Genomic DNA, 19,024 nt, shown 5'->3' on the forward strand with positions numbered 1-19,024 from the left:
ATCAAAGAAGGGGCAGAAGCGGATCTCTCCCCCGTGTCAGGATTCAGCCTGCCGTTTTGTCTTTCTCAGCCGTCTGCTTGTCCGGCTCTTCATTTGAGACCAGTGTTTTTGCGGCGCTTTTAAATTCAAGCAGCGTGCGGCCGGCGGCACGGCCGATTTCCGGAAGCTTTGAAGGCCCGAAAATGATCAAAGCGATGACAAAAATCAAGACTAACCCGGGAATGCCGATATTTGAAAACATAAGTATGCCCCCTTATTGTGAAATTTTGGCCCGTTTCTGTCTCATTTGCTTTTCATGCGCACTGTTATGGGCGAAGAAACGATCCTCTTCCACCTCATTTGACTGCTTTAAGCCGCCTGCAACCGCTGCCTGTGAGACCTTCCGAATTCCCGTCTGGTCTTTTTGATAAATGAATGAAGCCCGCGTGGAAACCTCAGCCCCCGGCTCCGTCACATAAGGCACCACTCTGTAATCCACCCTCCATTGGGCAGGCGTCACCGTACAGCGGACATAACCGCGGTAATCGTTAAAAAACTTAATGTGCGGGTTTTGTTTTAAGATTTGATCCGTATCAGCCCGTTTATCCGCCCCGTTTCCTCCCGATGTGATGGAAGTCCCGACGAATTCGGCTCCGAAGATCTTTGAATTCGTTTGATTAAAATCGGTATGCAGGTTTGACGCCCAGCTTGCATGAACATCACCCGTCAGCACGATGACATTGTTCAGGTTTTTGCTTTTTATAAAATTGATGACCCGCTCCCGCTGCGCCGGGTAGCCGTCCCATGAATCCATGCTGAATATCGGATTGTCGGTTGTTCCGAAATTCCATTGCGCGAAAAAGATTTGCTGGGCCAGCACATTCCACTTCGCTTTTGAAGCGGCTAAGTTGTCGAAGAGCCATTGCTCCTGCTCTGTCCCCATCAATGTGCGCTTCGGATCTCTCCACTCATCAGAAGGCGGTTTATTCCCGTCGCCGTTGGCCTGATCATCTCTGTACTGTCTTGTATCAAGCACATTGAACGATGCTAAATTGCCATAAGAAAATTGCCTGTACAGCCGCATATCAGGGCCGTTCGGAAGCGACATGCGTCTGAGCGGCATGTGTTCATAATAAGCCTGATAAGCCGCAGCCCTTCTGAGCACAAACGCTTCAACCGATTGGCCTTTTTCAGGAATGACATTGGCATAATTGTTCTCCACCTCATGATCGTCCCAAGTCACGACCCACGGAAATGCGGCGTGGGCGGCTTTCAGATTGGCATCAGAGCGGTATTGGGCGTGACGGTTGCGATAATCTGACAGTGTGTACACTTCGGCGCTGCTGTGCGTCCTGACATTCCCCGTCTTTGCCACATATTCGTTCGGCCCGTATTCATAAATGTAATCTCCGAGATGGAATACGAGATCAAGCTTTTCCTTCGCCATATGTTTATACGCCGTATAATAGCCGTGTTCATACTGCTGGCAAGAGGCAAACGCAAACGTCATGGCGGATACGTCAGCACCGGCAGCGGGCAGCGTTTTCGTCCGGCCGACAGGGCTGAGCTCATGCCCGCTTTTAAACCGATAATAGTACACTTTATTGGGTTTAAGCCCGTCCGCTTCAACATGGACGGAATGTCCGAGATTCGGTTTGGCCATTTCCGTTCCGCGGTTAACGACATGGCGGAAATGTTCATCAGTGGCGATTTCCCATTTAACCGGAACAGCCTGATTCGGCATTCCTCCCCCATTCAGCGGGTCCGGGGCAAGGCGTGTCCAGAGAATGACGCTGTCAGACAGCGGATCACCGGAGGCCACGCCGAGGGTGAACGGATAGTTTGAAAACTTCGGAGCGGCATTCACTTCAAACGCGCCGATGGATTGCGCGATCGCCAGCCCGAGGGAAAGGCCTGCGATTTTCCCGGCGCCCTGTATAAATGCGCGGCGGTCAAACGTATTGTTTTGAAAGCTTTTGTTCTCCAATTCCTTGATCCATTCATCTAAACGGCCGTCATGTGTCATGTCAGTTCCCCTTTCGTCTCATTGATCGCCCCCATTATAGAAAAGAAATGTTAAACCGTTATGAAGAAGTGTGAAGGATTTGTAAGGGCGGAAAGTGAACGGCGGGAGACATTTTTCACATTATTTCGACAAATCTTTCCCGTCCGGGAGAAAACCCCCTCCGTTTCTGTTTGGCTTTTCATCCGTCAAGCGCACTTTGTTCCTATTTTTCTTCATAAGAAATTAAAAAACACCGTTCATTCTGAGAACGGTGCTCCGGGATTAAAATGTATTGTACACGTTTTCGCACGTTTCCCCTGTCGGCTGATAGAAGCAGTGGGATTTGAATCTGCCGACAAACGGCTGATTGTACCATGTCGGCGGGCAGTTTCCCGGCGGCTTAAAATACCACAGGCTGAATTTAGCCGGCCAAAACCGTTCTCCGTTAATATTCCGGCGGGCAAGCCTCCGCTCAGATTCGCGCGGCCTTTGGTAAAAATATCCATGAGTCACCGCTTCAAACGCGTGCGGCTGAAACACCATCTGCCTGATGGTGCGCAGGCCTTTAAAATCAGAACAATTCGCCCGCACCCGATTGATTCCCACATTGCCGACCAAAAGCATTCCCTGCTTCCCTTCGCCTTCCGCTTCCGCCCTGAGCAGCCTTGCCATTAGATCGACATCGGCGCTCGACGCTTTTACGACTGCCATCATGACACCTCCCGTTTTTCTCCCTTCATCATATTCAGCCTCGGCCCAGTGATGACAGCCAAAAGCCAGAAAACAAATGTTCACAAAAAAAGGTTTATATTTCACGTGATGAGGAAACATACTAACATGATTTCCATAAGGAGGAATTCGCATGGAACACATTAAAGCGCTTGCCATTAAAGGCATCATGACCATCATTATTCTGTATCTGGTACTCGGCTTAGGTTTTCGCTTTACATTCGGCGACGTGCTGCTGATGACCATTGTGTTGGGAGCCGTTTCCTACTTTACGGGCGACCTGTACGTGCTTCCGAGATGGAATAATATCACGGCGGCATCCGCTGATTTCGGAATCGCGTTTCTTGTTGTCTGGCTGATGGGAATGCCGCTGTCCATGGGCATTTCAGGAGGAAGACTGGCGTTTGCCGCTCTTATTTCCGCCATCATCATCGCGGTCGGAGAATATTTTTTCCATATTTATCTGATGAGAAAAGACTTGGGCGGGTCCCGTTTTTTAGAGCCCCGGTCCGAATAACGCAAAAAAGGCCGGATAAAAGCCCCCTTAAAGGGGGCTTTTTATTGGTAAAGGTATAAACGCTTTATACATCTTGATATAACTGATAAACCCTTTTCAGCCTTTCTTCAAGCTGTTCAAAATGAACAAAGCGGGCTTCTCTCAGAAACTCAGTCCCATCAATGAACAAAAGAAGCACGGGGACAGTGAAGACTGAAAATCTGCCGGCCACCTCTTCTGCCTCGTCAGCATTGATATGCCCCAATTTGATATTCGGAAACTGATCCAATACTTTTCTGAGCTGCGGCAGAACAGCGTGACATACTGTACAGGCGGGTCTTGAAATGTAAATAAAACTGAATTGATGCTGTTTAATAAAATTCTCGATAGAATCTAATGAATGTAATTCTGCCATCTCTTTCATCAAATTCCTCCTTCAATTGACTCGTCTTTCATGACTTTCAATATGCATATCATTCACTATACACATTTATATTGAACATATCCGCTTTTTTGCTATTCAGAGCACCTGAACGTTGTGCTTGAAACATAAAAGAACAGTTACCGCTTTTCAGTAACTGTTCTTAGATCCTTATATTAAAAATGCAAAGCGTAAGCTCCTGAACCGATGAGTGCAACTCCGATGGAGACTGCAATCAGCACCAAGTTATATTCAAAACCGCCGGCACCGTTCGCAAACCCTTTCGCTCCATGAACTTTTACGATAGCACCTAACATAATAATCGTTATAATAGCAGCTCCGAGCGGGAGGAATACACCTAAAATAAATAAAATTCCGCTTGCGAGTTCCCCGAGACCTGATAAAGCGGCCGCGGCATTGCCTGGTTTAACTCCAATTGACTCGAACCATTGTCCGGTTCCTTTAATTCCGTATCCGCCAAACCAGCCGAATAATTTTTGTGATCCGTAAAACAGAAACACCACACCAATCATGATTCGAATAAGTAATAGTCCTGCATCTTCCATTTTTATCTCTCCTTATGTTTCATATTATAGGATGTGCTGCAAGGCAGCTTGTTTACCAACAGCCGCTTCCAGCAAACATCTGTTAAATGTATGTCTTTTTATTTTTTTTCATGCTTCACGTTCATCTATAAATCAATCTAATTCTCTCACTTCAAACGGCAGCAGCCCTTGTTCAATTTGTGCCCGGTGCGGTTCATACTGCTCAGGGAGCATCAGTTTTCCGCCCATTGTTTCTTGGGACTCATCATGGGCAAAGCCCGGCGGATCAGTGGCGATCTCAAATAAGATTTCCCCATGTTCTCTGAAGTAAACCGCATTAAAATAGTTTCTATCCTGAACAGGAGTTACACCATATCCGTGCGCAGCAATGAATCTTTGCCAATCTAATTGATCTTCGTCATCCTGAGCCCGCCAAGCGATGTGATGGACCGTGCCGACACCCATTTGTCCGCGGCCGATAGGCGTTAACTTAAGGTCAATCACATTTCCGATATCACCGGCAGAACGATAACGAACGAAGTCTCCTTCTTTACCGACTCGCTCAAGCCCCATGATGTTTTCTAGCAATTCACCTGTTTTTTCAGGCTGTGCTGATAACAGGGTCGCACCGCCAAAGCCTTTAATGGCAACATCCGGGGTTACATCTCCGAAAGTCCACGTATTGGCTTCCCCTGCTTCTCTTTCCACGATTTCTAAATGCAGACCGTGCGGATCATCAAACTCTATATATTGTTCTCCAAAACGCTCGATTTTGGTGTATGGAATGTTGAACTTTTCAAGTCTCTTTTCCCAAAACGCCATGGCACCCTTCGGCACGACGTAAGATGTCACGCCGACCTGTCCGTCTCCAATGATGCCTTGGCGGGCTCCCGCCCACGGAAAGAAGGTGATGATTGTTCCCGGCTTCCCGCCTTCATCCCCAAAATAAAGGTGATACGTACCCGGATCATCAAAATTGACCGTTTGCTTGACCAATCGCAGCCCCAGCACTCCAGCGTAGAAATCAGCATTCTCTTGAGGGTGACCGACAATTGCTGTAATATGATGGATTCCCATCGTTTTTTTAGCCATTTTTATCCGCTCCTTTACAAATAGTTAAATATACTCCACAAACTCATTCACAGGCTTTCGGTAGCCGCGCGGCCTTCTGCTTTCTGTTTTTTCTTTCCCGATTGTAATCATCATGACGACCTCAAATTGATCATCTATATTCAAAATCTGTTTCACGGCTTCAGCATCAAACCCTATCATCGGACAGGTGTCCCAGCCTTTTTCCTTAGCACTCAGCATAAACATCATCGCAGAAAGTGAAGCATTTCTTATCGCCTCATCTCTCTTAAATGGTTCTCCCCTGTTTTCATAAAACGAAACGGTGTCTTGAACCATATGATCATACTCTTGTTTATTTAATACCCCCAGCATCTTCAATCCTTCATAGATGTCAGCCGCTTGCTGATATGCCTGCTTATCCCCTAAAACCAAAAGAACCGCTGATGAGCTAAACACTTTATATTGTCCGTTTGCGGCCTGCTTCAGCTTTTCTTTTACATCCGGGTCAAGAACCGTCACATATTTTGTGTGCTGCAAATTAAAAGCTGATGGAGTCAACGCAACCAATTCAAACATTTCATTGAGTTCATCTCTTGTGATTGGATGATCCGGAAGAAAGTTGCTTGCAGATCTTCTTTCATTCACTAGCTGTACAAATTCAGCCATTTCTCTCGCACTCCCTTTTATCTCGAATTCGAGATATTATCGTATAAAAAATCAAATAGCATATAATCAAAAAATGAAACGTTCTCTTCACTGATCTTTTCGTGATTCAAAAGATCGTCTGGTTCTTATCCTGCACTCTAATTAAATTATCTCGAATTAAAATATCTTGAATTCAAGATAATAATAAAGGATAAATACTTAAATGTCAACAGTTCATTTTTAAATTCAGCGCCATTTTGTCTGTGTACTGTTTAGCCCTGCTCCAACTTTTTTTCTGTCACCTTATTTATTAGTAAACAGGAAAAAACCTTGCTATAGACCCACTCGAAACTGAATTGGTATGATAAGCAAAGTGATTACACAAGAAAGGATACGGAGAGCGAATCAAAAGCGCTCCTCTTTTTTTGCGCAGTTTTATAGGAGGACAAAATGACAAGTGAAAGAGAACAAATAAGCAAAAAAGTTGCTTTGATTGCATTGATAGCCAATCTGATCTTAATGGCAGGAAAGATCTTTTTTGGACTGATAGGCGATAGTGAAGCCGTTTTTGCCGACGGTATACACTCTGCAGCAGATGTCGTGGCCTCGATTGCTGTCCTGGCCGTCATCGGCATTTCTAATAAGCCGCCCGATCAAGACCATCCTTTCGGGCATGGCAAAGCTGAGGTCATCAGCGAAGCGATTGTAGGAATAATATTAGTGCTCGTTTCCGTGTATATTCTAATAGAAGCGATTTCGTCCTTTGTTGAAGGTCCAAGCATCCCGCAATACAGCGCATTGTTTGCGGCTCTGATATCCTATGCGGCTAAGCAGATCTTATATCGTTATTCGATCAAACAAGGAGAAAAATGGAACAGTAAAGCGATTATAGCGATTGCATACGATCATAAAGGCGATATCGTTGCCTCTCTTGCCGCTTTTATCGGCGTCCTATTGGCGATTATCGGGAACGCCCGCGGGTGGTCCTATCTGTTGTACGCCGATGCAATTGCCAGTGTCATCGTGGCGTACCTCATTTTTAAGATTTCAATGGAATTAATCAGGCCGTCTGTTGACGTTCTCATGGAAAAAAGTGTTGATCCCGAACTGATAGAGGAATATAAAGCGGTTATTTTGCATTGTCCTCAAGTCAAACGGCTCGATAAAATCCGAGCGAGAGAACACGGCCACTATAAATTGCTTGATGTCCGGTTATCTTTGGATCATGATTTGACGATTAAGCAGGGACACGATATTGCCCGCGAAATCCGAAATGACATCAAAAGACACTTTTCAGATGTTGAAGAAGTGCTCATCCATGTGAATCCTTATTTTGAAGAATGAAAAAGCAGCTTGTAGAGAAATGATGTTTCTCTACAAGCTTTTTTGTTTTGTGCTGTTTCTTTATATATTCCCGTTTCATTTATGTCCGCCCCTTCATATTTTAACCGTAAGCCATTTTCCTTTGCGATGTTCAGAACGGATTCTATTTCCCTTTGTTTTCATCTTGTTTCCCCATTTCCCTTATTTACTGACACAGAGCTTCGCCTGAGGCGGAGGAGAAAGAGATATGTGAAGACGCCAAAAAGAGGGCGGCATAATCGCCGCCCCCTCACTATTACTGTCAGGTTCCTTTATTCAGGCAGACAATCCCGGTTTCCTCCGCACTCAAGGCAGAGACTTTGACACTATTTCATTAGTGCGAAAACCGGAATTTGATCAGCCATCAGGATCCCTCCGTACCTTCTTAGTTAACATTATTTTACACAAAGACCTTATATAAGTAAACCTCATTTATCGGCTTACCTGCTCCCTCCGCTGACAAACTTCGATCCTTCGCGTAAATCTTTCGCCTCCAAATAGAAGACGTGAATAAATTTTTTCATATTCACTTTAACCGGAGAAAGCGGCACGGTTTCTTTCGCCTGCATTTCTTTCATTCTCTTGCTGACGGCAGGGAAATCAAAGAATTTCGAGGCGTAATATTCAAATTTGGGGTTTGAAAAATCAGTTGTGCCCAATGAGGCGAAATGGTTTAACGAATGAATAATCGCTCTTCTGATCCGCTGTTCGGAGGCTTTTGTCTCCCTGCTGACGTCTGCTTCCGACGCCGCGGGTCCCAGTTTCCGCAGCGCGACGTTTGTAAACACACGCTTCAGTGACGGGACGCTTTTTTGCGCCTGCTCATCCTCAAATAAAAAATGCAGCACGGCCATCAGGTCGTGCGCGCCGCTTTCTCCCACAATCCCTAGTTCTGATAACAGAAATTTCCCGGTCTCTTTCACGGATTTTTCGCAGGATTTAAAAGAGCGGCTTTGCTGCGGTTCATTGCGCTGAACAAGCCGTCTTAGCGAATTTTGGATGTCGCCGATCGAGGTTTCCAGTTCGATCCGCTCTTTCACTTTTCGGAGCACGGTGATGATTTCAATTTTGTTGATCGGTTTATGGATAAAATATTCAATACCGAGAGAATAGGCTTCTCCCACCATTTCCTTCGCTTCCACCTGGGATATCATCACCGTTTTTCCGGTGTACGAATCCTGAAGATGCCGTATCGTCTCAATCCCGTCCCGCCCCGGCATCAGCAGGTCAATTAATAAAATATCGACTTGTTTAAAATGGAGATAATGCCCTTCAATCTGGCTTCCGTCCTCCGCCTCGCCGACGACTTCGCCTAAGTCCTCGTCTTCAATGATCTGTCTCAAAATGGAACGGATCGCCCGGTCATCATCAGCTATAAAAAAGCGCATTATGAACTCACCCTTTCTGCAATTAAATGCCTCACCGGCAGCTGAATCGTAAATATGACGCCTTTTGGCTTGTTGTGAAAGGAAATGCCGCCTTCAAGTTCGGTTACGATTTCCTTCACGTATGAAAGCCCGATGCCCGTTGAAGGGGTGCCGAATTCATCGTATTTGGACGTAAATCCGGGATCATAGATTACCTCTCCGATTTTTTCCGAAATGCCGGGACCGTCATCTTCCGCCTGAAATTCAGCCATCTCCCCCTCCGCCCTGCGCAGCGTGAGGCGGATCTCACCTCTGTCCCCCATGGCCTCTACGGCATTGGCGGTCAGGTTATTCAAGATCGACAGGACGGTAAAGACGTGATAATCGGGATGATCTCCTTCAATCACGCTCCGGAACTGAATATCCTTGCCTAAAGATTCGGCGTATTTTTCATTGATTCGGATGACGATTCCGATCAGAGCGGCGGCATCCATGTAATCCCGGAATCTCTCATTTGAAATCAGCTTCGACAGGCCGGCGAATATCCGCTGATTGTCTTTTTTCACTTCATGGATTTCTCCCGCAAGGCGCAGCATTCGGCTGCCGAGCTCCCGATCGTTCCCGCTCATTTCCCGATACAGCTGATAGGATTCTTTCGTCACATGCTCCGTCGTTTTCAGCGTTTTTTTCAAATGAATCGTTTCTTCGTATAAGTTAGACACAATCATCAGCATGTGCTCATGCTGCTTTCTCGTTTGCTTTTCCCTGACCTGGGATTCGTGCAGCTTCATCACGTTGAAAAAGCTCAGCACAATAAATGTGTGGGAAACGGCGATGACCGCAATATCCGCCAGTTTGCCCGGCATCATAATCAGCCGGCCTCCTGAAAACTGAACCGCCATTTCAACGGTGTCGGAAGCGATTTCAATGAGAAAGCCGAGGAATCCGATCATGAGCGGCCGATCCCGAAAGAACCTGACCCTCAGTACATAAAACAAGCAGGCATATGTAAAGTAAAAAAAGAAACTGGGATATTGGCTGAAAAAAGCCTCCGTAAAGCCGGCATGCTCTCCTCCCCAGCACGCCAGGCCGATCCGGAATGCCACAACGGCTGCACCTGTCAACAGCCCTGACAATACTGCCGGCACATGCCGCAGCAGCAGCAAAAAAAAGAAAAAAGCCGGGGCGCCGAAACTGATCCGGTACACCTCATTCAGGGGGTAAAATTTCAGTTCCCCCGCCAGCGGCACGGTGATCAGCATAAGTGCGAAAAGATAGCCGTCTTTTTTTAGTAAATAGTCGAGCCTGATCACAATCACTTCCTTCTTCTATCTATTTTGAATAAGACCGAGTGAGTCCGCAAATTTCTTTAGACCCGTATGGCGGGACGCTCCTGCAGATTTATAAATCTATCGGCTTATTTTAAGAATGATTTTGTCGTATTTTATATGATTCTGTAGATGTCATTATACATTAACATGGAACACGCTATATTTGAAAACGTTTTCCAAGACCGGGTTCCGCTTGCGGACAGGCTTGTAATAGAGGAGGAATGTTATGAAAGATATGGTCAGAGAGCGCCTTGAAAAAGAGGAACTGGCTTCACTTTTACAAGATTGGGTCGAACATTACCGACCATTTTCCGCCAATGGAAAAAGCGCAAATTATATCCCCGCCCTCGGAGAAATCAACGACTCTCAGCTGGGCATTTGCATATTAGAGCCGGATGGCTCAATGATTCATGCCGGTGAATGGAATGTGCCGTTCACATTGCAGAGCATCTCAAAAGTCATCAGCTTTATTGCCGCCTGCATGTCCAGGGGCATTCCTTATGTACTCGATCGTGTGGACGTGGAGCCGACAGGTGATGCGTTTAATTCTATCATCCGGCTTGAAATCCATAAACCCGGGAAGCCCTTCAATCCGATGATCAATGCCGGCGCCATTACCGTCGCCTCGCTTCTTCCCGGTGAAACGGCGCATGATAAATTGGAATATCTCTTTTCCGTTTTTGAAAAATTGATAGGAAAACGGCCTCACATACACGAGGAGGTCTTCCGCTCTGAATGGCAGACCGCACACCGGAACAGAGCGCTCGCCTACTATTTAAAAGAAACGAACTTTCTCGAGGCGGATGTGGAAGAAACGCTTGAAGTGTATTTAAAGCAATGCGCCATGGAGGGGACAACCGAGGACATCGCTTTAATCGGATTGATTCTTGCGCATGACGGCTACCATCCCATCCGCAGGGAACAGGTCATTCCGAAAGATGTCGCAAAACTCGCCAAAGCCCTGATGCTGACGTGCGGGATGTACAATGCGTCAGGAAAATATGCGGCTTTCGTCGGCGTCCCGGCCAAAAGCGGGGTATCCGGCGGCATTATGGCATTGGTTCCCCCAAGCGCCAGAAGAGAACAGCCTTTTCATAACGGCTGCGGCATCGGCATTTACGGTCCGGCCATTGATGAATACGGCAACAGCCTGACCGGCGGCATGCTGCTGAAACATATCGCACAGGAGTGGGAGCTCAGTATTTTTTAATCAAACGAACCAAGAGGTGATTGGATGCAGGAATTCCTTGAAAATGTAATCGGCTCGGCAAATGATTTTTTATGGTCAAAACTGTTAATCGTACTGCTTCTTTCTCTGGGACTGTTTTTTACGTTCAGATCAAAGGGTCTGCAAGTCCGTATGCTGAGGGAAATGATCCGGGTTTTGAAAGAAGGCGCAGCCGCCCGGTCAAAAAACAGCATTTCCCCGTTTCAGGCATTTTGCATCAGCATGGCGGCGCGTGTCGGAACCGGGAATATTACCGGAATCGCCATTGCGATCGCACTCGGCGGCCCGGGCGCTATTTTCTGGATGTGGATTATCGCAGTCATCGGTTCGGCTTCAAGCTTTGTTGAAAGCACGCTGGCCCAAATTTATAAAGTAAAAGATCAAAACGGGTTCCGCGGCGGCCCGGCCTATTACATGGAAAAAGGCTTGAAGAAACGCTGGATGGGCGCGCTGTTCGCCGTTTTAATCACGCTGTCATTCGGAGTCGTCTTTAATTCCGTTCAGTCCAATACGATCAGCGTCGCCTTTCAAAACGCATTCGGCACCAGCCGGCTTACATTGGGCATTATTTTAATCTTGGTTTTCGGCTGCGTGATTTTCGGAGGCGTCAAACGAATTGCGAAAATGGCGGAATACATCGTAGTCGTCTTAGCCGTTTTATATATCAGCGTCGCTTTCTTTGTCATTTTGACGAACATCACCCAATTGCCCGGCGTTCTGTCGCTTATCGTAAAAAATGCGTTCGGTATTGATCAGGCAGCGGGCGGCGCTTTAGGTGCGGCTTTGATGCAAGGTGTGAGACGCGGCATTTTCTCAAATGAAGCGGGAATGGGAAGCGCTCCGAACGCGGCGGCGACAGCTACGACGAGCCATCCGGTGAAACAGGGGCTCATTCAGGCCTTCGGCGTCCTGACGGATACGCTCGTCATTTGTACAAGCACGGCACTAATCATTTTATTTTCAGACGCTTATCACCAGCCGGGACTGAGCGGCATCGCGCTTTCTCAGGCTGCCTTGAGCGACCATGTCGGCGCGTGGGCATCAGGTTTCCTTGCCGTCTTAATGCTTTTGTTCGGCTTCAGCGCTCTGATGGGCAACTATTATTACGGAGAAACCAATATCGGATTTTTAAGCCAGAACAAAAAATGGCTGTTCATTTACCGCATCTGTGTACTCGGAATGGTTCTGTTCGGATGCATTTCCAAAGTCCAGCTTGTGTGGGATATGGCTGACTTGTTCATGGGCTTAATGGTGGTCGTGAATTTAATTGCGATCTTCCTTCTGTCGAAAAAAGCGTTTGCCGCTTTGAGCGATTATGCCCGGCAAAAGAAAGCCGGAAAGGACCCCGTCTTTTACAGAGATGTGCTCCCTGATGATGACGGGATCGACTGCTGGGAGTATTCAGACATCGCGAAAAGTGCGAAAGGCAAACATATTTCCTAAACAAAAGGTGTTCGGGCAGCGTCCTGAACATCTTTTTTTCTGCCGGTTCATTGACAAAGAGGAAAGCGTCCATTACCCTTTTCATATATTTTCAAGAAAGTCAGAGAGGAGCGCCTATGAACCCCATTACACACATATTAGATGAATACCCGGTTATGATCATAGACGGAGCAATGGCAACCGAGCTTGAACGGATGGGCTGTGATTTACATGACGATCTGTGGTCGGCCAAAATTCTTTTGGAGAAACCCGAACTGATCAAACAGGTGCATGCCGAATATTTTGCCGCCGGCGCTGATTGCGCGATCACTGCCAGCTATCAATCCACGATTGAAGGATTTGCGGCACGCGGCATCTCAGAAACCGATGCGATCCGCCTGATACAGACATCAGTTGAGCTCGCCGTCCAAGCTCGCGATGAATTTTGGGCGCATGAAGAAAACCGTTCAGACCGTCCCAAACCTTTGATCGCCGCTTCTATCGGACCTTACGGCGCGAGCCTTGCCGACGGCTCTGAATATCGCGGGCATTACGGACTGACGGAGGATGAACTGATCAGCTTTCACCGCCCCCGGATGAAAGCCCTTATAGAATCCGGCGCCGATCTTTTGGCGTGCGAGACCATTCCGTGCCTGTCAGAGGCAAAAGCGATCGTAAGGCTGCTGGAGGAATTCCCCGGCACTTATGCGTGGATGAGCTTCAGCGCCAAAGACGGACGGCATATCAGCGAAGGCACACCTATTTCCGAATGCGCGGTCCTGCTCGGCTCCTGCAATCAAATCGCGGCGATCGGCATCAACTGCACACCGATCGAACATATTCCGCCGCTGATAGAAGAAATCAAACGGGCAGCGTCCAAGCCGATTATCGTCTATCCGAACTCAGGCGAACAATATGACCCGGAAACAAAAACCTGGCAAGGCGAAGCGTGCGCAAAACATTTCGGAAAGAGCGCGCAAAGCTGGTACGAAAACGGCGCAAGCCTGATCGGAGGCTGCTGCCGGACGAAGCCCGCGGATATTCAGGCCATTGCCGCTTGGGCCAAAACCTTAAAAACAACTTGACTAATCGGAATAGTTTGTATATTCTATTCAAAAAGCCGGTTCGCCGGAATCTCGTGCCGTTCGCCGGCATGAGATTTTTTATTAGAGCGGCTCTCGCAGAAAGTTGGAAAACAATGAACAACAAGAACGAGAAGAATTTTCAGAGAAGTATGAAAAGCAGGCACCTCTTTATGCTCTCACTCGGAGGTGTAATCGGAACGGGGCTGTTTTTAAGCTCGGGGTATACCATTCATCAGGCGGGTCCGGCGGGTACCATTTTTGCATACCTTTTGGGCGCGGGCATCGTCTATCTTGTCATGCTTTGCCTCGGTGAACTGTCAGTGGCCATGCCGGTCACGGGTTCCTTCCACACCTATGCGAAAACCTATATCGGGCCGGCGACGGGTTTTACGGTCGCATGGCTGTACTGGCTGACGTGGGCGGTGGCGCTGGGCTCTGAATTCACGGCGGCCGGGCTCTTCATGCAGCGCTGGTTCCCGCATACTTCGGTTTGGATGTGGAGTGCCGTATTCGCTCTTTTCATCTTTTTATTAAACGCCTTCTCCGTGAAATTTTTTGCTGAATCGGAGTTTTGGTTCTCAAGCATTAAAGTCTTAGCCATCCTGCTGTTTATTTTATTGGGAGGAGCGGCGATGTTCGGCATCGTCCCGATGAAAAGCGGTGAAGCCGCACCTATGCTGTCGAACTTTACGGATGGCGGCAGTCTTTTTCCAAATGGTTTTTTTCCGATACTGATGACGATGCTGTCAGTAAACTTCGCCTTTTCAGGGACGGAATTGATCGGAATTGCCGCCGGGGAAAGCGCTGATCCGGAAAAAACCGTTCCGCGCGCCATTAAGACTACAGTCTGGCGGCTGGCGCTTTTCTTTATCGGAACGATTTTTGTGCTGTCGGGCATGATCTCCATCCAAGAAGCGGGTGTGATTGAAAGCCCGTTCGTTACGGTATTCGACAGAATCGGCGTGCCGTATGCGGCCGATCTGATGAATTTCGTCATTTTGACGGCGCTTCTGTCTGCGGCGAATTCGGGGCTGTACGCATCATCACGAATGCTGTGGTCCCTGTCTAAAGAAGGTGAGCTTCACCCCGCCTTTGCCAGGCTGACGTCTAAAGGCATTCCTTTTAACGCCCTGATTTTCAGTATGATCGGCGGCATTCTGTCACTGCTGTCAAGCGTGTTTGCAGCGGATACAGTGTATCTTGTTCTCGTCTCTGTCTCAGGATTTGCGGTAGTGGCGGTGTGGATGAGCATTGCCGCATCGCAATTTTTGTTCAGAAGACGGTTTCTTAAAGAAGGCCATCAGCTTTCAGACTTAACATACAGGACACCGGGATATCCGGCCGTGCCGCTAGCGGCCTTTATCCTGTGCCTTGCCTCCTGTATCGGCATTGCTTTTGATCCGAATCAGGCCATCGCCCTTTATTGCGGAACTGCCTTTATGGCCGTCTGTTACAGCGTTTATTACTTAAAAAACCGGAACAGCCGCACCCGTGTTCAAGCCGCAAAATCTCAATAAACAAAAAAAGAACCCTGCCGCGCAAGGGTTCTTTTTTTGTTTATACTTCAACCACCCATCTGAACGAATCCGGCACCTTCCCGACCTGGATGCCGGTAATCGTTTCATAGAGCCTTTCTGACACTTCACCGATCAAACCGTTATTCAGCTCAATTGTTTCTCCGTGAATGTGCAGCTCGCCGACCGGTGAGATGACAGCTGCGGTTCCCGTACCGAATACTTCTGACACCTCGCCTCTCATCGCGGCATGATAGATGTCATCAATGGCAACCCGTTCTTCCCTGACACGGATGCCCCAGCTTTTTAAGAGCTCTATCACAGATGCGCGGGTGATGCCCCCGAGAATGCTTCCGTTTAGCGCCGGCGTTACAGCCTCTCCGTTTATAATGAAAAAGATATTCATACTGCCTACCTCTTCGGCATATTTCTTTTCCACTCCGTCGAGCCAAAGCACCTGATCATAACCCAGTTCTTCGGCTTTCCGCTGAGCCTGTAAGCTGGCCGCATAGTTTCCGGACGTTTTGACATCGCCCACTCCGCCGGTGACGGCGCGCACATACTCATCCTCGACATAAATACGGATCGGTTTCAGCTGATCGCCGTAATACGAACCGACTGGCGTCAGGACAACCATGAATTTATAACGCTTGGAAGGGCGGACGCCTAAAGAAGGCTCGGTCGCAATTACAAACGGACGGATATATAAAGAAGTTCCTTTTTCTTTCGGAATCCATTCCTGCTCCAGCTCCACCAATTGTACCAATGCTTCCAGCGCAAGCTTCTCATCGAGAGGCGGCATGCTCATCCGCCGCAACGATTTATTCAGCCGCTTTATATTTTGGTCAGGACGGAACATCAATGCCCGTCCGTCTTCTGATCTGTAAGCCTTCAGCCCTTCAAATACGGCCTGCCCGTAATGGAAAACGGATGCGGACGGATCAAGATGAACCGGTTCATATGGTGTGATTCTCGGATCATGCCAGCCTCTTTCTTCTTCGTAATCCAAGACAAACATGTAATCAGTGAAGTACTTGCCAAATCCCAATGAAGCGGAATCCGGTTTTTCTTTTCTAGCTGTGACCTTACGTCTTTCAATCAGTTGATTCAACAAAAGCACACCTTTCTTGTAATTGTTTAAATTTTCAGTCTTTTATAAGCTGCCTGTTTTCTCTGCCTGAATCGTGTATGCACAGATATATGAGGATGCAGTTGACCGTATCATATTAAATATACCACTTATAAGAGGATAATTATCACAATTTTTGATATTTTCAAGCGAAAATCTAACTTTATTTTATTCTCCTTCATTTTTTTCAATGAGGACTTTCTGTCATATTAAATGATTGCGCTTACATAATGTAAAGAAATCCTCTCTTTCGCAAAGTCAATTTTGTGACAAATTTATGGCGGAGAGGAAGGTGGTTGCCGCCTGCTTCACGAATTACGTAAGAAATGCGCAAGTAAAAGGGGGATTCGCTTGAAAAAATTTATCGCATTTCAGATTTTGATCGCCTTAGCCATCGGAGCACTGATCGGCCATTTCTTCCCGGATTTCGGGATGGCGCTGCGGCCCGTGGGAGACGGATTTATCCGCCTGATTAAAATGATTGTCGTGCCGATCGTGTTCTCGACCATTGTCATCGGAGCCGCCGGCAGCGGCAGTATGAAAAAGATGGGCAGTCTCGGCATCAAAACGATTATTTGGTTTGAAGTCATTACGACACTTGTTCTGGGGCTCGGCCTCCTATTGGCAAACGTGCTGAAGCCGGGAGTCGGCCTTAACCTCTCTCACCTTGCTAAAAAAGACATTCACGAGCTTTCCGGCTATACGGAAAAAGTAGTCGACCTGAAACAAATGCTTCTTGATATTATCCCCGTTAATATCATTGACGTTATGGCGAAAAACGATCTTCTCGCCGTCATCTTTTTCGCGATCCTATTCGGTGTTGCCGCAGCCGGCATCGGCAAAGCCTCCGCACCTGTCATGAATTTCTTTGAATCAACGGCAAATATTATGTTCAAGCTGACGCAAATGGTGATGGTCACCGCTCCGATCGGCGTTCTTGCCCTTATGGCCGCCTCAGTCGGACAATTCGGAATCGCGCTTTTGCTCCCGATGCTGAAGCTGATCGGCACTGTGTTTCTCGGGCTGTTTTTGATACTCTTCGTTCTGTTTCCGATTGTCGGGCTTATCTTTAAAATCAAGTACTTTGAAGTGCTGAAAATGATTTGGGATCTGTTTTTGATCGCTTTTTCCACGACCAGCACAGAAACCATTCTGCCTCAGCTGATGGATCGGATGGAGAAATACGGCTGCCCAAAGCGGGTCGTCTCCTTTGTGGTTCCGTCAGGCTTATCGCTGAATTGTGACGGCTCCAGCCTCTATTTATCGGTGTCATGTATTTTTCTGGCGCAGGCTTTTCATGTGGAGATGCCGCTTTCTCAGCAGCTTCTGATGATGCTTGTGCTCGTCATGACAAGCAAAGGCATTGCCGCCGTCCCGTCAGGCTCACTCGTCGTGCTTCTGGCGACAGCGAATGCCGTCGGTCTCCCCGCGGAAGGCGTCGCCATCATTGCCGGTGTCGACCGCGTCATGGACATGGCGAGAACCGGCGTCAACGTGCCCGGCCATGCGGTCGCCTGCATCGTCGTATCCAAATGGGAAAAAGCCTTCACATATAAAGGGCCCGTCACGGCGGACCAGACCGCCCGGACAGAAAGTATGTAAACACAAAAAAGACCACCTTATTGGTGGTCTTTTCTATTAATCAATCGCCGCATGATCTTCTTTTTCAATCAAAGCAAGGCGTTCATTGATTTCTTCCTGAGTCATTTCGTGCTCTTTCACATACATGTTGCGTTCGTTTGTACGGCATTCGTGACTGCAGCTGCGCATGTATTTGTATTCATTCTCAGGTGTGCAGATCATTTTTTTATTACATGCCGGATTTGCGCAGTTCACATAACGCTCGCAAGGCTCGCCCGTGAAATAATCTTTTCCGATAATGACATGCTCTACGCGGTTGACCGGTACACTGATTCTTTCGTCAAATACGTAGCACTGTCCGTCCCACAGTTTGCCTTGGACTTCAGGATCTTTACCATAAGTGACGATACCGCCGTCAAGCTGGGACACGTCTTCAAAGCCCTGCTTCAGCAGCCAGCCGGAAAATTTCTCACAGCGTACGCCGCCTGTGCAGTACGTGAGGATTTTTTTGCCTTCGAGCATGTCTTTGTGCTCTTCAATCCAGTCCGGCAGCTCACGGAACGCCTCAATATCAGGTCTGACCGCTCCGCGGAAATGACCGAGGTCATACTCATAGTCGTTTCTGGCGTCAATCACGATCGTGTCAGGATTCTGCATTTGCTCATAAAAGTCTTTCGGTTTCAAGTGTTTGCCCGTCGTGGTATTCGGATCAACATCATCTTCGAGACGAAGCGTCACCAGCTCTTTTTTATGGCGGACAAACATTTTGCGGAACGCATGTCCGTCAGTCTCATCAATTTTGATCGGCATGTCGGCAAAACGCGGATCAGCTTTCAGCGCATTCATGTATTGATCCGTCTGTTCAACCGTTCCGGACACCGTACCGTTAATGCCTTCCTCAGAAATCAAAATACGGCCTAACAGACCGAGCTCCTTACAAAACTTCAAATGCTGAGCCGTGAATTCCTCAGGCTCATCAATCTTTACATATTTATAATAAAGTAAAACTCTATATTGTTTTTCCATGATTTATACACCCTGTTCAATTATATTAATGATCACGCACACTATACTATATCATACAGGAAAACGGGCGAAAGATGAACATTTCCGT

General features: G+C 47.6%; 18 protein-coding genes. 7 read left to right on the forward strand and 11 right to left on the reverse strand.

Annotated elements, in window-relative coordinates; genetic code table 11:
- Positions 1 to 43: 43 nt before the first annotated feature.
- The 3 genes from ACXN9U_RS13145 to ACXN9U_RS13155 form a co-directional block, all read right to left on the reverse strand.
- Complete coding sequence (locus tag ACXN9U_RS13145; RefSeq protein WP_489201767.1) at positions 44 to 241, reverse strand: twin-arginine translocase TatA/TatE family subunit; 198 nt, start codon at positions 239 to 241, stop codon at positions 44 to 46.
- Positions 242 to 253: 12 nt separating this feature from the next.
- Entirely contained in the window at positions 254 to 2,005 is a 1,752-nt protein-coding gene (locus tag ACXN9U_RS13150) for an alkaline phosphatase D family protein (RefSeq protein WP_489201768.1), read from the reverse strand.
- A gap of 261 nt (positions 2,006 to 2,266) precedes the next feature.
- Positions 2,267 to 2,695: a cell wall hydrolase gene (locus ACXN9U_RS13155; protein ID WP_060965079.1), complete on the reverse strand. Its 429-nt coding sequence runs from the start codon at positions 2,693 to 2,695 to the stop codon at positions 2,267 to 2,269.
- 151 nt (positions 2,696 to 2,846) lie between these two features.
- Between ACXN9U_RS13155 and ACXN9U_RS13160 the strand changes: the two genes are divergently transcribed.
- Positions 2,847 to 3,230, forward strand: a complete 384-nt coding sequence (locus tag ACXN9U_RS13160; RefSeq protein ID WP_016936861.1) for a DUF2512 family protein — start codon at positions 2,847 to 2,849, stop codon at positions 3,228 to 3,230.
- A gap of 64 nt (positions 3,231 to 3,294) precedes the next feature.
- Here ACXN9U_RS13160 and ACXN9U_RS13165 read toward each other — a convergent pair whose 3' ends face one another.
- The 4 genes from ACXN9U_RS13165 to ACXN9U_RS13180 form a co-directional block, all read right to left on the reverse strand.
- On the reverse strand, positions 3,295 to 3,633 hold the full coding sequence (locus ACXN9U_RS13165) for a thioredoxin family protein (RefSeq protein WP_060963680.1): 339 nt from the start codon (positions 3,631 to 3,633) through the stop codon (positions 3,295 to 3,297).
- 173 nt (positions 3,634 to 3,806) lie between these two features.
- Complete coding sequence (locus tag ACXN9U_RS13170) at positions 3,807 to 4,196, reverse strand: DoxX family protein (protein WP_007609195.1); 390 nt, start codon at positions 4,194 to 4,196, stop codon at positions 3,807 to 3,809.
- A gap of 132 nt (positions 4,197 to 4,328) precedes the next feature.
- Entirely contained in the window at positions 4,329 to 5,267 is a 939-nt protein-coding gene (locus tag ACXN9U_RS13175; protein ID WP_060963681.1) for a ring-cleaving dioxygenase, read from the reverse strand.
- A gap of 24 nt (positions 5,268 to 5,291) precedes the next feature.
- Entirely contained in the window at positions 5,292 to 5,912 is a 621-nt protein-coding gene (locus tag ACXN9U_RS13180) for a nitroreductase family protein (RefSeq protein WP_060963682.1), read from the reverse strand.
- A 429-nt stretch (positions 5,913 to 6,341) separates the two neighbouring features.
- Here ACXN9U_RS13180 and ACXN9U_RS13185 point away from each other — a divergent pair, with 429 nt between their 5' ends.
- Positions 6,342 to 7,235 carry a cation diffusion facilitator family transporter gene (locus ACXN9U_RS13185; protein ID WP_060963683.1) on the forward strand — a complete coding sequence of 298 codons (894 nt, stop codon included), beginning with the start codon at positions 6,342 to 6,344 and terminating at the stop codon, positions 7,233 to 7,235.
- 458 nt (positions 7,236 to 7,693) lie between these two features.
- Here the strand turns inward: ACXN9U_RS13185 and glnL are convergent, their stop codons facing one another.
- Positions 7,694 to 8,641, reverse strand: coding sequence for a glutamine utilization two-component system response regulator GlnL (gene glnL / locus ACXN9U_RS13190; protein ID WP_060963684.1), 948 nt, complete (start codon positions 8,639 to 8,641; stop codon positions 7,694 to 7,696).
- Positions 8,641 to 9,933 carry a two-component system sensor histidine kinase GlnK gene (gene glnK, locus ACXN9U_RS13195; RefSeq protein ID WP_060963685.1) on the reverse strand — a complete coding sequence of 431 codons (1,293 nt, stop codon included), beginning with the start codon at positions 9,931 to 9,933 and terminating at the stop codon, positions 8,641 to 8,643. The genes glnL and glnK overlap by 1 nt, the downstream gene beginning before the upstream one ends.
- Positions 9,934 to 10,177: 244 nt before the next feature.
- Here glnK and ACXN9U_RS13200 point away from each other — a divergent pair, with 244 nt between their 5' ends.
- From ACXN9U_RS13200 to ACXN9U_RS13215, 4 genes are all read left to right on the forward strand, one after another.
- Positions 10,178 to 11,161 (forward strand): glutaminase, encoded by a 984-nt coding sequence (locus ACXN9U_RS13200; protein ID WP_489201769.1) that lies wholly within the window; start codon positions 10,178 to 10,180, stop codon positions 11,159 to 11,161.
- A gap of 24 nt (positions 11,162 to 11,185) precedes the next feature.
- On the forward strand, positions 11,186 to 12,622 hold the full coding sequence (locus tag ACXN9U_RS13205; RefSeq protein ID WP_489201770.1) for an alanine/glycine:cation symporter family protein: 1,437 nt from the start codon (positions 11,186 to 11,188) through the stop codon (positions 12,620 to 12,622).
- A 116-nt stretch (positions 12,623 to 12,738) separates the two neighbouring features.
- Positions 12,739 to 13,686, forward strand: coding sequence for a homocysteine S-methyltransferase (mmuM, locus tag ACXN9U_RS13210; RefSeq protein ID WP_060963688.1), 948 nt, complete (start codon positions 12,739 to 12,741; stop codon positions 13,684 to 13,686).
- A gap of 113 nt (positions 13,687 to 13,799) precedes the next feature.
- Entirely contained in the window at positions 13,800 to 15,203 is a 1,404-nt protein-coding gene (locus ACXN9U_RS13215) for an amino acid permease (protein WP_489201771.1), read from the forward strand.
- Positions 15,204 to 15,243: 40 nt separating this feature from the next.
- Here the strand turns inward: ACXN9U_RS13215 and ACXN9U_RS13220 are convergent, their stop codons facing one another.
- Entirely contained in the window at positions 15,244 to 16,311 is a 1,068-nt protein-coding gene (locus tag ACXN9U_RS13220) for a branched-chain amino acid aminotransferase (protein ID WP_016936875.1), read from the reverse strand.
- Positions 16,312 to 16,680: 369 nt separating this feature from the next.
- On the opposite strand from ACXN9U_RS13220, the gene gltP reads away from it, so the two are divergent.
- Positions 16,681 to 17,931: a glutamate-aspartate/proton symporter GltP gene (gene gltP, locus ACXN9U_RS13225; protein ID WP_049627826.1), complete on the forward strand. Its 1,251-nt coding sequence runs from the start codon at positions 16,681 to 16,683 to the stop codon at positions 17,929 to 17,931.
- A gap of 36 nt (positions 17,932 to 17,967) precedes the next feature.
- On the opposite strand, the gene trhO is transcribed toward gltP, so the two are convergent.
- Positions 17,968 to 18,936 carry an oxygen-dependent tRNA uridine(34) hydroxylase TrhO gene (trhO, locus tag ACXN9U_RS13230; protein WP_060963690.1) on the reverse strand — a complete coding sequence of 323 codons (969 nt, stop codon included), beginning with the start codon at positions 18,934 to 18,936 and terminating at the stop codon, positions 17,968 to 17,970.
- Between the last annotated feature and the right edge of the window lie 88 nt (positions 18,937 to 19,024).

This window comes from Bacillus sp. BACIII (assembly GCF_057836745.1).

Coding starts and splice junctions, on each gene's coding strand:
- ACXN9U_RS13145 (WP_489201767.1), bottom strand. CDS start 241: ATGTTTTCAAATATCGGCATTCCCGGGTTAGTCTTGATTTTTGTCATC.
- ACXN9U_RS13150 (WP_489201768.1), bottom strand. CDS start 2,005: ATGACACATGACGGCCGTTTAGATGAATGGATCAAGGAATTGGAGAAC.
- ACXN9U_RS13155 (WP_060965079.1), bottom strand. CDS start 2,695: ATGGCAGTCGTAAAAGCGTCGAGCGCCGATGTCGATCTAATGGCAAGG.
- ACXN9U_RS13160 (WP_016936861.1), top strand. CDS start 2,847: ATGGAACACATTAAAGCGCTTGCCATTAAAGGCATCATGACCATCATT.
- ACXN9U_RS13165 (WP_060963680.1), bottom strand. CDS start 3,633: ATGAAAGAGATGGCAGAATTACATTCATTAGATTCTATCGAGAATTTT.
- ACXN9U_RS13170 (WP_007609195.1), bottom strand. CDS start 4,196: ATGGAAGATGCAGGACTATTACTTATTCGAATCATGATTGGTGTGGTG.
- ACXN9U_RS13175 (WP_060963681.1), bottom strand. CDS start 5,267: ATGGCTAAAAAAACGATGGGAATCCATCATATTACAGCAATTGTCGGT.
- ACXN9U_RS13180 (WP_060963682.1), bottom strand. CDS start 5,912: ATGGCTGAATTTGTACAGCTAGTGAATGAAAGAAGATCTGCAAGCAAC.
- ACXN9U_RS13185 (WP_060963683.1), top strand. CDS start 6,342: ATGACAAGTGAAAGAGAACAAATAAGCAAAAAAGTTGCTTTGATTGCA.
- glnL (WP_060963684.1), bottom strand. CDS start 8,641: ATGCGCTTTTTTATAGCTGATGATGACCGGGCGATCCGTTCCATTTTG.
- ACXN9U_RS13200 (WP_489201769.1), top strand. CDS start 10,178: ATGAAAGATATGGTCAGAGAGCGCCTTGAAAAAGAGGAACTGGCTTCA.
- ACXN9U_RS13205 (WP_489201770.1), top strand. CDS start 11,186: ATGCAGGAATTCCTTGAAAATGTAATCGGCTCGGCAAATGATTTTTTA.
- mmuM (WP_060963688.1), top strand. CDS start 12,739: ATGAACCCCATTACACACATATTAGATGAATACCCGGTTATGATCATA.
- ACXN9U_RS13215 (WP_489201771.1), top strand. CDS start 13,800: ATGAACAACAAGAACGAGAAGAATTTTCAGAGAAGTATGAAAAGCAGG.
- trhO (WP_060963690.1), bottom strand. CDS start 18,936: ATGGAAAAACAATATAGAGTTTTACTTTATTATAAATATGTAAAGATT.